This is a genomic window from Burkholderia sp. Ac-20379, from assembly GCF_017104645.1.
In the GTDB taxonomy this organism is placed as follows: Bacteria; Pseudomonadota; Gammaproteobacteria; order Burkholderiales; family Burkholderiaceae; genus Burkholderia.
In genome coordinates this window covers 1-14048 of record NZ_JAAGPF010000198.1, presented here as the reverse complement: position 1 = coordinate 14048, position 14048 = coordinate 1, and the positions used below count along the sequence as shown (strand labels likewise).

The window sequence follows — 14048 nt, the reverse complement described above, 5'->3', positions numbered from 1 at the left end:
CGACGCCCGGCGACCAGATCCAGGCCGGCGCGGCGCTGGCGCAACTGGTGGGCGTGAGCGGCGGCGGCGAGGCCGCCAAGGCCGCCGCCAACGTCATGCTCGGCGTCGAGCCGGCCGACGCCGCCACGCTGCATCCCGGCGATACGGTCGCGATCGGCGGGCTGTCCGCGCGCGCGGGCGCGCCCGCCGCGGGCCGCATCACGGTGGTGGGCGCGTCGATCGATCCGCAAAGCCAGCCGTCGCGCGGCTTCTGGCTCGCGGCGCTGGCCGGCAGCGCGCTGATCCCCGGCACCCGCGTGCGCGCCGACATCGCGGCCAACGCCGGCACCTGGTGGATCGTGCCGCGCGCGGCCGTGCTGCGCGATGCGCACGGCGCGTGGCTGTTCCAGGTCAGCCCCGACGCGCGCGCGCATCGGATCGCCGTCGTCACGCGCGTCGAGAACGACCAGGGCTACGGCGTGGACGGCCCGCTGCACGCCAACTGGCCGATCGTCGTGTCGGGCAACTACGAACTGACGGACGGCGCGGCCGTGCGCACCCTCGGAGGCGCCAAGCAATGAAGGCAGGCCAATGGATGCAGGCGCACCGGCGCTCGCTGCTGTTCGTGATCGCGCTGCTCGCGATCGCCGGCGCGTTGACCGCGATGCAGTTGCCGATCTCGCTGTTCCCGAACGTGGCGTTCCCGCGCGCGGTGGTGTCGCTCGACGCCGGCGACCGCCCGGCCGAACAGATGGCCGCGCTGGTCACGATGCCGGTGGAAGAGGCGCTGCGGCGCGTGCCCAACGTTCAGGATGTCGAATCGAAGACGAGCCGCGGCGCGGCCGAAATCTCGCTGAACTTCGGCTGGGGCACCGACATGGCGCAGGCCACGCTGCAGGCGCAGGCCGCGATCGCCGAAATCATGTCGACGCTGCCGCCCGGCACCAGCATGCAGGTGCGCCGGATGGATCCGACCGTGTTCCCGGTGATCGCCTACAGCCTGACCTCGACCACGCAATCGCTGTCGCAGTTGCGCGATCTCGCGCAGTTCCAGTTGCGCCCGCTGCTGTCGGCGGTGGGCGGCGTGGCGCGCGTGGACGTGACGGGCGGCGCGCAGGAGGAACTGCAGGTGGCCGTCGATCCGCAGCGGCTCGCGGCCTACAAGCTGTCGGTGGCCGACGTGTCGCGCGCGGTGGGCGCGGGCAACGTGCTGATGGCGACCGGCCGCATCGAGGATCACGACAAGCTCTATCTGGTGGTGGCCGATTCGGCGTTCGGCGGGCTGAACGCGCTGCGCGACGTGGTGGTGTCCACCAGCGGCGCGACGCAGGTGCGGCTCGGCGACGTGGCCAGCGTCACGCGCGGCGTGGTTCCGCAGTGGATCCGCGTGACCGCCGACGGCCGCGACGCCGTGCTCGTCAACGTCTATCAGCAGCCCGGCGCGAACAGCGTGGCGATGGCCTCGGAGATCCGCGCCAAGCTCGCCGGCTTCGCGAAACAGATGCCGCCCGGCGTGCACCTCGCGAACTGGTACGACCAGAGCGAACTGGTGGTGGCCTCGGCGTCGAGCGTGCGCGACGCGATCCTGATCGGCGTGCTGCTTGCCGCCGCCACCTTGTTCGTGTTCCTTCGCAACATCAAGATCACGCTGATCGCCGTGGCGCTTGTGCCGATCGTGATGGCCGCCACCATCCTGCTGCTGAAGGTGGCCGGCATGGGCTTCAACATCATGACGCTCGGCGGCATGGCGGCGGCGGTGGGCCTCGTGATCGACGACGCGATCGTGATGATCGAGCACATCGCGCGGCGCATGCGCGAGCCGAACGAACATGGCTTCCACGGCCGCGTGATGCGCGCCGCGCTCGAATTCACGCGCCCGCTGGCCGGCTCCTCGGCCGCCACGCTGATCATCTTCGTGCCGCTCGCGTTCCTGTCGGGCGTGACCGGCGCGTTCTTCAAGGCGCTATCGGTGACGATGGCCAGCGCGCTGCTGATCTCGTTCCTCGTGACGTGGCTGGCGATCCCGATCCTCTGCGACCGCTGGCTGACCGCGAAGGATGCCGAAGAACATCCCGAGACGCGGCTCGGCGGCTGGCTGAACCGGCGCTATCTGGCGCTCGTGACGCGCGTGAGCGCGCGGCCGCTGCTGGTGCTGCTCGGCGTGGTGCCGTTGCTCGCCGCCTCCGCGTTCGCCTACACGCAGGTGGGCAGCGGCTTCATGCCGTCGATGGACGAAGGCGGGTTCGTGCTCGACTATCACACCGCGCCCGGTACGTCGGTCACCGAAACGGATCGGCTGATGAAGCAGATCGAAACCATCGTGCGCGCCAATCCGAACGTCGACACCTATTCGCGGCGCACCGGCGCGGGCCTCGGCGGCGATCTCAACGAGCCGAACAAGGGCGACTTCTTCATCCGCCTGAAATCGGGCAACCGCGAGCCGATCGACAAGGTGATGGAGGAGATCCGCACCCAGGTGGACGAGCAGGTGCCCGGCGTCAGCATCGAACTCGCGCAGTTGATGGAGGACTTGATCGGCGACCTGACCGCCGTGCCGCAGCCCGTGCAGATCAAGATCTACGCCGACGACACCGCCGTGCTCGACGGCACCGCGCAGCGCGTGGCCGCGCAGATCGGCAAGATTCCCGGCATCGTCGACGTGAACGACGGCATCAACCCGGCCGGCGACGCGCTCGATCTGCACATCCGCGCCGACGCCGCCGCGGCCGAGGGCATGGATCCGCAGGCCGTCGCGCAGCAGGTGTCGGACATGGTGCAGGGCAACGTCGCCACGCAGTATCAGGTCGGCCCGAAGACGATCGGCGTGCGCGTGCACGTGGCCGGCGCGCGCCGCCTGACCGATACCGAACTCGGCCGGCTGCCGATCCGCGCGCCCGACGGGCACCTGTTCGCGCTGTCGCGCGTGGCCACGCCCGAAACCGTGAGCGGCCAGCCCGAGATCAGCCGCGACAACCTCAAGCGGATGGTGGCCGTGACCGCGCGCATCGACGGCCGCGACCTCGGCTCGACCATTGCCGACGTGCAGCATGCGCTCGCCACGCCGTCGCTGCTGCCGAACGGCGTGTACTACGAGCTGGGCGGGCTGTATCAGCAACAGCAGATCGCGTTTCGCGGGCTGCTGGCCGTGTTCGGCGCGGCGCTCGCGCTGGTGTTCGCGCTGCTGCTGTTCCTCTACGAGCGGCTGCGCATCGCGCTGGCCGTGCTGGCCATGCCGCTGCTCGCGGCCGGCGCCGTGTTCGTCGGGCTGTGGCTGACCGGCATCGAGCTGAACATCTCCGCGATGATGGGCATGACGATGATCATCGGCATCGTGACCGAGGTGGCGATCTTCTACGTATCCGAATTCCGCTCGCTGGTGCACGAGGACGGCCTGCCGATCGACGAAGCGCTGATCCTCGCCGGGCGCAACCGGCTGCGGCCGATCGCGATGACCACCATCGCCGCGATCCTCGCGCTGCTGCCGCTGGCGTTCGCGCTCGGACAGGGCTCGGCGATGCAGCAGCCGCTGGCGATCGCGATCATTTCGGGCTTGATGGTGCAGTTGCCGCTGGTGCTGGTGGTGCTGCCGGCGGTGTTGCGGATGTTGTTGCGGGTGCGGGGCCGGGGCCGGGGCGAAGGCGGTTGACGCAGCACGGACGCCGAGCGACCGTGCGACATAGTGTCGGGGCGCTCGGCTCGCTCCAACTGCATCATGATGAACTCGCAAACGGGGCACTAGGATCATCGTTTTCGTGAAGAGGAACGATGTCATGATGAACGGAAACAAGCCGAGATTGCCCGGCAATGCCTAACGCACCCACCGTAGTCCGGACCAACGCAATTCCCGGTTCGATCAAGCACGTCGAGCTGCGGGCACTATCGTTTCGGGATCTCTGGCGCCCGGCAGGAAAAAACTGGGGTGCTTGCTGATCGACGGAAAACCCGTCGCGACACGCGCGCACGAGCTTGCCGAATGGTTGAAACTGCAACCGTTCGCAGGCCTCGGAAAATCGAAGGAAATCCTCTTTTGGCCCATGGAATGAAGCGGCTCGCCCTCGCCGGACTCGGCTTTCTCTGGGGTGCGCTCATTGCATGGGCGACCGTGCGTACCGTCAGCCAAATCGACTGGCCGTCCAAAGCGCCCAGTGCAGGCCATTGCGACGATCTCGAGCATTGCGGCACGTCACTTTCATTCATCGCCGCAACGTTGGGCTTCATGCTGTGGCCCGCCGTTCTGTTCGCCGCGATCAACGCAGTCGCCTATCGGCGATGGTCCAGCCGCCAATGGGGCCGTGTTCTGATGTGGGTTAGCGCGTTCGTCGTGCTGCTTTACGTTGCGGCCTATGCGATTGCGCCGCTGGTGCTTCCCGGCTGAACCCGGCGGCGCAAGCCAATCGGTCAAACGAAAACGCCTGCCTGGCCTCGTTCGAGGCCGGCAGGCGCCGGGCCATGTGTCGCTCACGCATGGTCATCAGTGATGCGTATACAACCCGTCGCGATCGCCCAGATGCGCCACCATGCCGCCCTGCGACGCACCGGCCGGTACATACCCGTAACCCGACGTATCGCGCGCCACGCCGTTGGCGGCCATCGCATCCTGCGCGTGAATCTTCGCTTCGGCAGCCTGAATGTCGTTCGGATAATTGGTGGACTTGTGCGCCGGGTTGTAGCCGGCCTGTTCGAGACGCATCAGCTCCGAGGTCACGCCGTCGCGCGAGGTCAGATGCGTGACGTCGGCGTGGGCGGCGCCGGCCAGCGAAGCAAGCGCGGAGAAGGCAACGATCGAGGCAAGCAGCTTTTTCATGATATGGATTCCTTTGTAATTTCCAGAAGAGAAGGGATGCGAACGAATCCGCCGCCAACGCGGCCGACACATCGCCCGGCATCCATGGCTCATCTTCCGGGTGCGCGGTTAAGCCGACCTTAACGGCCGCGTCCGCGCAACAGAAATCGATTCGTAAGCTTCGCTTAAGCTGCCCGGCGGCACAGTAGCGCCGCGGTCCGCCCGGATCGCGCTTGCGACCGTGGAGACCCCCGTGACTTCGATGACACCACCCCGCACCGGCGACGCCGCCCGGATGCTCAATAAAGTACCGCCCGTCACGCTCGCCTTCTGGGTGATCAAGATCCTGACCACCACCGTCGGCGAAACCGGCGCGGATTATCTGGCCGTCAACGTCGGCCTCGGCACCGCCGTGACAGGCGGCCTGATGCTGCTCCTGCTCGCGGCCGCGCTGATCGCGCAGTTCCGCGCGCGCGCCTACGTGCCGTGGCTGTATTGGCTCAACGTGGTGCTAGTCAGCGTGGTCGGCACGCAGATCACCGATGCGCTGACCGACGGCCTGCACGTCAGCCTCTATGCCAGCAGCGCCTGCTTCGCCGTGGCGTTGGCCGCGGCGTTCGCGATCTGGTATCGCGTCGAAGGCACGCTGTCGTTCGAGACGATCGTCACGACGCGCCGCGAAACCTTCTACTGGGCCGCGATCCTGCTGACGTTCGCGCTCGGCACGGCGGCCGGCGATCTGGCCACCGAGGCGCTCGGCATGGGCTTCCAGCTCGGCGTGCTGGCCTGCGCCGCGCTGATCGGCCTGACCGCGTTCGCGGCCTGGCTCGGCATCCCGCGCGTGCTGGCGTTCTGGATCGCCTACGTGCTGACGCGCCCGCTCGGCGCCTCGCTCGGCGATCTGCTCTCGCAGGCCCGCGAATACGGCGGGCTCGGCTGGGGCACGGTGTACACGAGCCTCGCGTTCCTCGTCGTGATCGTGCTGCTGGTGGGCGCGCTGAGCATTGCGCGCCGTCGCGGCGGCTCGTCCAGCGCCGCGGTCTGATCCCTTCGCTTCATCCCGTCGTTCATCGGCGGCCCACGGGCCGCCCATCCATCAGGAGTCCTGCCATGTCATCCCGCACCATCCGCACGCTGTCCGCACCGCTGCTCGCCGTCACGCTGTCGTTCGGCGCGCTCGCCGCGCTGCCGCTCGCGCCCGGCGCCATCGCCAGCGCACAGGCGGCCCAGGCCGCCACCGCCGCCCCGTCGAAGCTCGGCGATCTGTCCGGCTTCCGCACCATCGCCGCCGACACGGCGAAGCTCGTCGACGCCGGCAACCTGCCGGGCGCGAAGGCGCGCATCAAGGATCTCGAAACGAAGTGGGACAGCGCCGAGCCGTCGCTGAAGCCGCGCGCCGCCGCCGACTGGCATCGCGTGGACGACGCGATCGACCACGCGCTGTCCGCCCTGCGCGCCGGCAAGCCCGATGCGGCCGCCTGCAAGCAGGCGCTCGCCGCCCTGCTCGCCACGCTGGACCAGCCCGGCGGCAAGGCCTGATCCGGGCGCCGGCGCGCGCGGACGAAAAAAGACCCGGCCAGCAGGCCGGGTCGTAAAAGAGTGAGACGGGGCACGTACGAGGTGCGTCCGCGCCCCCAATCACTCTGCGTGGACAGTGGCCGACAAGCGGCACGGACATGAAGCATGACCGCCGCGAGCTTAACGCGGCGTTAAGGGCGGCGGCTCCGCCCGCAATTCAAACTTGCTCGAAGCGCAACGCCGGGCCGCCCGGCGGATCGCGCCGCATCTATCTGTAATCGTCATATTCACTGGCGATTCATTCTTACCAATCCTTTCCGCCCTGCCTCCGCCGCCTCGCGCGCGTACCACGCGATCGTCCGCAAACCGCCGTCCCGCCTTGATTCAGCTCAGAGGAATGATCGGGTGGATTTTTTACAACATCCGTTTACAAAACATTTCGAAATCAATAGAATCCGGAACGCAATCACGAATCATTCTCATTAAGATCAATATTCAGCGGGGTGATTGCTCCCGCGACAAGCCGTTTTTCGACACCACCGCCCTCTCGCCCAATGTCTACTTCGCTCAATACGAAGCCCCGCGCGCTCGTTTCGGCCCTGGCCTGCACCGTGTTCCTCGCCCCGCTCGTCGCGGTCGCGCAAACCGCTCCGGCGCCCACCGGCGCCGCCTCCGCCGCGCCGGCTTCGCAAAGCGCTTCGCAGTCCTCCGCAACGGCCAGCGCCACGCTGCCGACGGTGTCCGTCAAGTCCCAATCGGACATGCAGACGCGCGCGCTGCCCTCGTTCAAGTTCACCGCGCCGCTGCTCGACACGCCGCGCTCGGTCACGGTGATCCCCGAGCAAGTGATGCGCGAGAAGAACGTGACGACCTTCGCCGACGCGCTGCGCACGGTGCCGGGCATCACGTTCCTGGGCGGCGACGCGGCGGCGAACCCGTCGGCGGATCGCCCGGTGATCCGCGGCTTCGAATCGCGCAACTCGATCTTCGTGGACGGCATGCGCGATTCGGGCGTGCAGAACCGCGAGACGTTCGACATCGAGCAGATCAGCGTGGTCAAGGGCCCGGATTCGGTCTACGCGGGCCGCGGCTCGGTGGGTGGCAGCATCGACATCACCACCAAGGCGCCGAAGAACGACAACTTCACGAACGGCAGCATCGGCTTCGGCACCGACAGCTACAAGCGCGCCACGCTCGACGTGAACCGCAAGCTCAACGACACCACCGCGGTGCGCCTGAACGTGATGGGCAACGACGCGGATCAAGCCGGCCGCACGGACGTCTACAGCAAGCGCTGGGGGATCGCGCCGTCCGTCACGTTCGGCATGAACACGCCGACCACGGTCACGGTCAGCTACTACCACCTGAATACCTGGGACATGCCCGACTTCAGCGATCCGTTCCGCGCGAGCGGCACGCCGGTGTCGTCGGATCGCGGCCAGTTCTACGGCCTGAACACGCGCGACTACCGCTACGGCCAGACCGACAACGCCGAAGTGCGCGTCGAGCATCGCCTCGCAGGCGGCTGGAAGCTGCGCAACACCACGGTGGTGGGCCGCTCGACGCTCGACTACGTGGCCACCAACCCGCAGCTGACCTCGCCCACCTCGAACATCCTCGCGCTGCAGGCCAAGAGCGGCAAGTACGCGACCAACAACATCGCCAACCAGACCGAGCTGACCGGCAAGGCCACGCTGTTCGGCATGGAGCACACGCTGACGGGCGGCATCGAGTTCAGCCACGAACAGAGCCGCTACGAGGGCTATCTGGTCAGCGACTCCAAAGGCAACAACATCCGCTCCCCGAGCGGCGCTTCCCTTTGCGGCGTGGCGTTCAACTGCACGCCGCTCGGCAGCTGGAACCCGAACAACCCGTGGACGGGCAACCTGATCCTGAACGGCGACAAGGGCTTCCCCGGCGCGACCACCAACACCCGCACCGACATCGCCTCGGCCTACCTGTTTGACACGGTGCGCCTGTCCGAGCGCTGGCGCTTCAACGCGGGCCTGCGCTACGACCGTTACGACGTGCGCGCGCAACAGGCCGGCGTGGCCGACCTGACCAACACAGCGAACCTGTTCAGCTACCAGTTCGGCCTGGTGTTCAAGCCGGTCGAGACGGTCAGCCTCTACACCTCGTACGGCACCTCGGCGAACCCGCCGGGCGCGAACGCCGGCATCGGCGGCGGCAACGACCAGTTGACGCTCACCAACGCGGATCTCGCGCCGGAACGCTCGCGCAACATCGAAGTGGGCGCGAAGTGGGACGTGCTCGACCAGCGCCTGTCGCTGACCACCGCGCTGTTCCAGACCGACAAGACCAACGCCCGCGTGTCCGACGGCCTCGGCCACACGGTCAACGCCGGCTCGCAACGCGTGCGCGGCTTCGAGTTCGGCTTCGCCGGCGACGTCACGCGCAAGTGGCACATGTTCGGCGGCTATTCGTACCTGAACGCCGTGACGACCAACGCCGGCCCGGGCGCGCCGGCCGCCACCGGCCTGCCGATGGTGATGGTGCCGAAGCACAACTTCACGCTGTGGACCAGCTACGACGCGCTGCCGAAGCTGACGGTGGGTGCGGGCGCAACGATTTCGAGCCTGACCTATGCCTCGGCATCGACGGCCTCGACGCTGAAGTGGACGCCGGGCTATGCACGCTTCGATGCGGCCGCCACGTACCACGTCAACAAGTCGATCGACCTGCAGCTGAACGTGCAGAACATCTTCGACAAGAAGTACTTCAACACCGCCTACCCGATCTACGCCTCGTGGGCGCCGGGCCGTTCGGCGATGCTGACGATGAACTTCTATCAGTAAGCACGGCACGCGCCGCGACGACGGGCCGCCCGTCCCGCACCGGTTCGCCGGCGGGGCGGGCGGCCCGTTTTTCGTTGCCAAACGGCCTTGCGCGCCGCCGCGCGAGGCTTAAGGCGGCGTTAAGCCGGCCGCCGGTATCGTCGTCACTTTGCTTTCCGAAACCTGACAGGAGGTGGCATGCATTCCGACGCCGGACGACTCGCCGAACAGGCCGTCAGCAAGGTTCCCGCGCTGACGCTCGGTTTCTGGATCATCAAGATCGCGGCCACCACGCTCGGCGAGACGGGCGGGGATTGGGTCACGATGTCGCTGAAGCTCGGCTACCTGGTGGGCTCGCTGATCTTCCTGGCGGCCTTCGTGGCGCTGGTGGCCGCGCAGATCCGCGCGCCGCGCTTCAACGCCTGGCTCTACTGGGCGACGATCGTCGCCACCACCACGTTCGGCACCACGCTCGCCGATTTCTGCGACCGCTCGCTGGGCCTCGGCTACGGCGGCGGCGTGACGATCATCGTGCTGCTGCTGGCCGCGAGCCTCGCGATCTGGTATCGCAGCGAGGGCACGGTGGCTGTGAGCAGCGTGGCCACGCCGCGCGCCGAATGGTTCTATTGGGCCACCATCATGTTCTCGCAGACGCTCGGCACCGCGCTCGGCGATTTCGTGGCCGACCCGGATCTGGGCGGCCTCGATCTCGGCTACGAAGTGAGCGCGCTGATCTTCGGGGCCGGGCTGGCGGCGATCGGGCTGCTCTGGCTCGTGCCGCGCATCTCGCGCACGGCGCTGTTCTGGGCCGCCTTCGTGCTGACGCGGCCGCTCGGTGCGACGCTCGGCGACTGGCTCGACAAGCCGGTCGCGCAGGGCGGGCTGGAGCTCAGCCGCTTCTACGCCACCGCCGTGCTGGCCGCCTTCATCGTCGCCTGCATCGTGCTGATCCCGCAACGCGCGGCGCGGCGGGAACCGGCCGCCTGACACGCGGCGCATCGCAAGCGGCAAGGGCGCGGCCGATGCCGCGCCCGGCGTGCGGGCCATCGGCCGCCCACGCCACCTGCGCCACCTGCGCCGCTCACTCGCCCACCGCCGCCCGCGAGCCTGACTCGCTGTAGCCGGCGCGATGGGCGATCGTATACAGCTCTCGATTGCGCTCGACCGTCTGCTTCGACGGCGGATAATCGCTGTCGCCGGTCGGCACGAAGCCGTCGCGCTGCGCATCCACCAGTTGCGCGTGCACCTGCGCACGCGTCAATCCGTTGTTGTCCGCCTTCGCCATGGCCGGCGCAGCCAGCGCCAGCGTGGCGACCCATGCGACGGCCAGCGCCGCCAAACCGCGAGTGTGCCTGCTCATCCGAAACCTCCGTATCGTTCGTGAATGACGCGGCCCGACTACTTCGCAATCCGAATTTCAAGCGATCCGCGAACGGAACGCCGGGCCGACAGGAACGATTCTGGCCACCGCGCCCTGCCGCGAACTTGACGGCCGGATGACAAAACCGCAATCCGCGCAGATGACGGTTTCGTAATCCGCGCGTCAGAGCGGGGACCATGCTGCACCGCGACACTGGCGCCTCCCTGCTCCCCCTGCCCGGAAGGAACCGCCATGTGGATCGTCCGGCTGGCCCTGCGCCGGCCCTATACGTTCGTCGTGCTCGCGCTGCTGATCGCCATCGGCGGCCCGCTCGCCATCCTGCGCACGCCGACCGACATCTTCCCGAACATCGACATCCCCGTCGTCAGCATCGTCTGGCAATACAACGGCCTCTCGGCCGAGGACATGGCGCACCGGATCACTTCGATCTACGAACGCGCGCTGACCTCCGACGTGGACGACATCGAGCACATCGAATCGCAGTCGCTGAACGGCGTGTCGGTGGTCAAGGTGTTCTTCCATCCCGGCGCGGACATCAACCGCGCGATCGCGCAGGCGGCCTCGAATTCCGCGTCGATCCTGCGCCTGATGCCGCCCGGCACGCTGCCGCCGAACATCATCACGTACAGCGCCTCGACGGTGCCGATCCTGCAGCTCGGCCTGTCGAGCAACACGTTGCCCGAGCAACAGCTCTACGACCTCGGCAACAGCTTCATCCGCACCCAGCTCGCCACCGTGCAGGGCGCGGCGGTGCCGCTGCCGTACGGCGGCAAGGTGCGCTCGATCGTGGTGGATCTCGACCCGCGCGCGCTGCAGGCCAAGGGGCTCGCGCCGCTCGACGTGGTGAACGCCGTCAACGCGCAGAACCTGATCCTGCCGGGCGGCACCGCCAAGATCGGCGCGCGCGAATACAACGTGCAGATGAACGGCAGCACGCAGACCATCGCGGCGCTGAACGACCTGCCGGTGAAGGCCGTCAACGGCAACGTGATCTATGTGCGCGACGTGGCGCACGTGCGCGACGGCTACGTGCCGCAAACCAATATCGTGCGCGCCGACGGCAAGCGCGCCGCGCTGCTGACGGTGGAGAAAACCGGCAGCGCCTCGACGCTGTCGATCATCGGTCAGGTCAAGGCGCTGCTGCCGCAGATCGCGGCCGGCATGCCGAAGGCGCTGAAGATCACGGCGCTCGGCGATCAGTCGGTGTTCGTGAAATCGGCGATCCAGGGCGTGATCCGCGAGGCGCTGATCGCCGCCTGCCTGACCGCGCTGATGATCCTGCTGTTCCTCGGCAGTTGGCGCGCCACGCTGATCATCGCGGTGTCGATCCCGCTGGCGGTGCTCAGCTCGCTGCTCGCGCTGTCGGCGCTCGGCCAGACCATCAACATCATGACGCTCGGCGGGCTCGCGCTCGCGGTGGGGATCCTGGTGGACGACGCCACCGTGGCGATCGAGAACATCACGCACCACCTCGAACGCGGCGCGCCGCTCGAGGACGCGATCCTGACCGGCGCGGGCGAGATCGCCGTGCCGACGTTCGTCTCCACGCTGTCGATCTGCATCGTGTTCGCGCCGATGTTCCTGCTGACCGGCGTGGCGCGCTACCTGTTCGTGCCGATGGCCGAGGCGGTGATCTTCGCGATGGCCGCGTCGTACCTGCTGTCGCGCACGCTGGTGCCGACGCTCGCGATGTGGCTGCTGCGCGCGCCGAACCCCGCCGCCACCGGCCGCTTCGCGCGCTTCCAGCGCGGCTTCGAGCGCCGCTTCGAGGCGGTGCGCGCGCGCTACCGCGCGCTGCTCGGCGGCGCGATCCGCTACCGCCGCCTCGTGCTGCTCGGCTTCGTGCTGGCCTGCGCGGCGTCCGCGTCGCTGTTCGCGTTCGCGGGCCGCGATTTCTTCCCGGCCGTGGATACCGGCGAAATCCGCCTGCACCTGCGCGCGCCCACCGGCACGCGCATCGAGCAGACGGCGCGCCTGACCGACGAGGTCGAAACGAAGATCCGCTCGATCATTCCGCCTGCGCAGATCGCCTCGATGCTCGACAACATCGGCGTGCCCGTCAGCGGCATCAACCTGACCTACGATTCGAGCGGCGTGATCGGCAGCGAGGACGCCACCGTCATGATCGCGCTGAAGGCCGGCCACCCGCCCACCGCGCAGTACGTCGCGCAGCTTCGCAACGCGCTGACGCAGGCGTTCCCCGGCACCACGTTCGCGTTCCTGCCGGCCGACATCGTCAGCCAGATCCTGAACTTCGGGCTGCCCTCGCCGATCGACATCCAGATCGTCGGCAACAAGCTCGAGGCGAACCGGCAGGTGGCGAACCGCCTGCTCGCGCAACTGCGCGGCGTGCCGGGGCTGGTCGACGCGCGCATCCAGCAGCCCGGCGACGAGCCGGCCATCGACGTGAACGTGGACCGCACCCGCGCGATCCTCGCCGGCCTGCAGCAGCGCGACGTGTCGCAGAACCTGCTGATCGCGCTGTCGGGCAGTTCGCAGACCTCGCCGAATTTCTGGCTCGATCCGAGCAACGGCGTGAGCTACCCGATCACGATCGAGGCGCCGCAAACCACGATCGATTCGCTGCAGGCGCTCGCCAACCTGCCGCTGCCGTCGTCGCCCGGCGCCGCGGCCGCCGCGCCGGCCGGCGCGGCCCCGCGCAACCTGCTCGGCGGGCTCGGCACGTTCTCGCGCGTCAGCCAGCAGGCGGTGGTGTCGCACTACAACGTGCAGCCGGTGCTCGACATCTACGCGTCGACGCAGGCGCGCGACCTCGGCGGCGTGGCGGCCGACGTGACCAAACTGGTGGACGCGGCGCGCGCGCAACTGCCGCCCGGCTCGAAGATCGTGCTGCGCGGCCAGGTGCAGGCGATGAACACGTCGTTCTCGGGCCTGCTGGCCGGGCTGGCGTTCGCGATCGCGCTGGTCTATCTGCTGATGGTGGTGAACTTCCAGTCGTGGCTCGACCCGGCCGTGATCGTCAGCGGGCTGCCCGCCTCGCTGGCCGGCATCGCGTGGATGCTGTTCGCCACCCACACCACGCTGTCGGTGCCCGCGCTGACCGGCACGATTCTCTGCATCGGCATCGCCACCGCGAACAGCATCCTCGTGATCAACGCGGCGCGCGAGATGCTGCGCGACGGCGCCGCGCCGTGGCAGGCCGCGCTCGAAGCGGGCTTCACGCGGTTCCGCCCGGTGGTGATGACGGCGCTCGCGATGCTGATCGGGATGCTGCCGATGGCGCTCGGCCTCGGCGACGGCGGCGAACAGAACGCGCCGCTCGGCCGCGCCGTGATCGGCGGGCTGGCGTTCGGCACGCTCTCGACGCTGCTGTTCGTGCCGGTGGTGTTCGGCATGGTGCACGCCTGGCTGGAAGCCCGGCGCGACGCCGCACCGCCGGCCGCTCCCGCCGCACCGGCCACCGCCGCCGATCCCGCTCCGTCCGCCGGCCGTCATTGAGCCTGCCGCCCCCCTTTCGCGCCCAACGATCATGAACGATACGAACGATTTCGATCCCGCCGACCGCACGCCGCCGTCCGCACCCGCCGACGCCACGGCCCACACGCAGGCGGCCCCCCCGCCGCGCCGCCGC

Annotated in this window: 9 protein-coding genes and 1 pseudogene; 8 read left to right on the top strand and 2 right to left on the bottom strand. The window is 68.5% G+C overall.

Annotated elements, in window-relative coordinates:
• From G3N92_RS35045 to G3N92_RS22210, 3 genes and pseudogenes are all read left to right on the top strand, one after another.
• Positions 1-560: pseudogene (locus G3N92_RS35045) on the top strand (efflux transporter periplasmic adaptor subunit); the annotation flags it as partial.
• Positions 557-3625 (top strand): efflux RND transporter permease subunit, encoded by a 3069-nt coding sequence (locus G3N92_RS22215; RefSeq protein WP_206129732.1) that lies wholly within the window; start codon positions 557-559, stop codon positions 3623-3625. The pseudogene G3N92_RS35045 and the gene G3N92_RS22215, both read left to right, overlap by 4 nt.
• A 327-nt stretch (positions 3626-3952) precedes the next feature.
• Positions 3953-4354, top strand: a complete 402-nt coding sequence (locus tag G3N92_RS22210; RefSeq protein WP_206129735.1) for a hypothetical protein — start codon at positions 3953-3955, stop codon at positions 4352-4354.
• A gap of 96 nt (positions 4355-4450) precedes the next feature.
• Here G3N92_RS22210 and G3N92_RS22205 read toward each other — a convergent pair whose 3' ends face one another.
• Positions 4451-4783 carry a DUF4148 domain-containing protein gene (locus tag G3N92_RS22205; protein WP_206129731.1) on the bottom strand — a complete coding sequence of 111 codons (333 nt, stop codon included), beginning with the start codon at positions 4781-4783 and terminating at the stop codon, positions 4451-4453.
• 274 nt (positions 4784-5057) lie between these two features.
• Here G3N92_RS22205 and G3N92_RS22200 point away from each other — a divergent pair, with 274 nt between their 5' ends.
• The 4 genes from G3N92_RS22200 (at position 5058) to G3N92_RS22185 (ending at position 10062) form a co-directional block, all read left to right on the top strand.
• Complete coding sequence (locus G3N92_RS22200; protein ID WP_206129733.1) at positions 5058-5807, top strand: hypothetical protein; 750 nt, start codon at positions 5058-5060, stop codon at positions 5805-5807.
• A gap of 65 nt (positions 5808-5872) precedes the next feature.
• Complete coding sequence (locus G3N92_RS22195; RefSeq protein WP_206129730.1) at positions 5873-6301, top strand: histidine kinase; 429 nt, start codon at positions 5873-5875, stop codon at positions 6299-6301.
• Between the two features lie 533 nt (positions 6302-6834).
• The gene (locus G3N92_RS22190) at positions 6835-9096 is read left to right on the top strand and encodes a TonB-dependent siderophore receptor (RefSeq protein WP_206129729.1); all 2262 of its coding nucleotides are present in this window, start codon (positions 6835-6837) and stop codon (positions 9094-9096) included.
• A 177-nt stretch (positions 9097-9273) separates the two neighbouring features.
• Positions 9274-10062: a hypothetical protein gene (locus G3N92_RS22185; protein WP_206129728.1), complete on the top strand. Its 789-nt coding sequence runs from the start codon at positions 9274-9276 to the stop codon at positions 10060-10062.
• Between the two features lie 94 nt (positions 10063-10156).
• On the opposite strand, the gene G3N92_RS22180 is transcribed toward G3N92_RS22185, so the two are convergent.
• Complete coding sequence (locus G3N92_RS22180; RefSeq protein WP_206129727.1) at positions 10157-10435, bottom strand: DUF4148 domain-containing protein; 279 nt, start codon at positions 10433-10435, stop codon at positions 10157-10159.
• A gap of 252 nt (positions 10436-10687) precedes the next feature.
• On the opposite strand from G3N92_RS22180, the gene G3N92_RS22175 reads away from it, so the two are divergent.
• Positions 10688-13915, top strand: coding sequence for an efflux RND transporter permease subunit (locus G3N92_RS22175; RefSeq protein WP_241014957.1), 3228 nt, complete (start codon positions 10688-10690; stop codon positions 13913-13915).
• Positions 13916-14048: the final 133 nt, after the last annotated feature.

Bases quoted from the DNA above. Each gene is read 5' to 3' on its own strand.
- G3N92_RS22215 (WP_206129732.1), top strand. From the start codon at position 557: ATGAAGGCAGGCCAATGGATGCAGGCGCACCGGCGCTCGCTGCTGTTC.
- G3N92_RS22210 (WP_206129735.1), top strand. From the start codon at position 3,953: ATGGTTGAAACTGCAACCGTTCGCAGGCCTCGGAAAATCGAAGGAAAT.
- G3N92_RS22205 (WP_206129731.1), bottom strand. From the start codon at position 4,783: ATGAAAAAGCTGCTTGCCTCGATCGTTGCCTTCTCCGCGCTTGCTTCG.
- G3N92_RS22200 (WP_206129733.1), top strand. From the start codon at position 5,058: ATGCTCAATAAAGTACCGCCCGTCACGCTCGCCTTCTGGGTGATCAAG.
- G3N92_RS22195 (WP_206129730.1), top strand. From the start codon at position 5,873: ATGTCATCCCGCACCATCCGCACGCTGTCCGCACCGCTGCTCGCCGTC.
- G3N92_RS22190 (WP_206129729.1), top strand. From the start codon at position 6,835: ATGTCTACTTCGCTCAATACGAAGCCCCGCGCGCTCGTTTCGGCCCTG.
- G3N92_RS22185 (WP_206129728.1), top strand. From the start codon at position 9,274: ATGCATTCCGACGCCGGACGACTCGCCGAACAGGCCGTCAGCAAGGTT.
- G3N92_RS22180 (WP_206129727.1), bottom strand. From the start codon at position 10,435: ATGAGCAGGCACACTCGCGGTTTGGCGGCGCTGGCCGTCGCATGGGTC.
- G3N92_RS22175 (WP_241014957.1), top strand. From the start codon at position 10,688: ATGTGGATCGTCCGGCTGGCCCTGCGCCGGCCCTATACGTTCGTCGTG.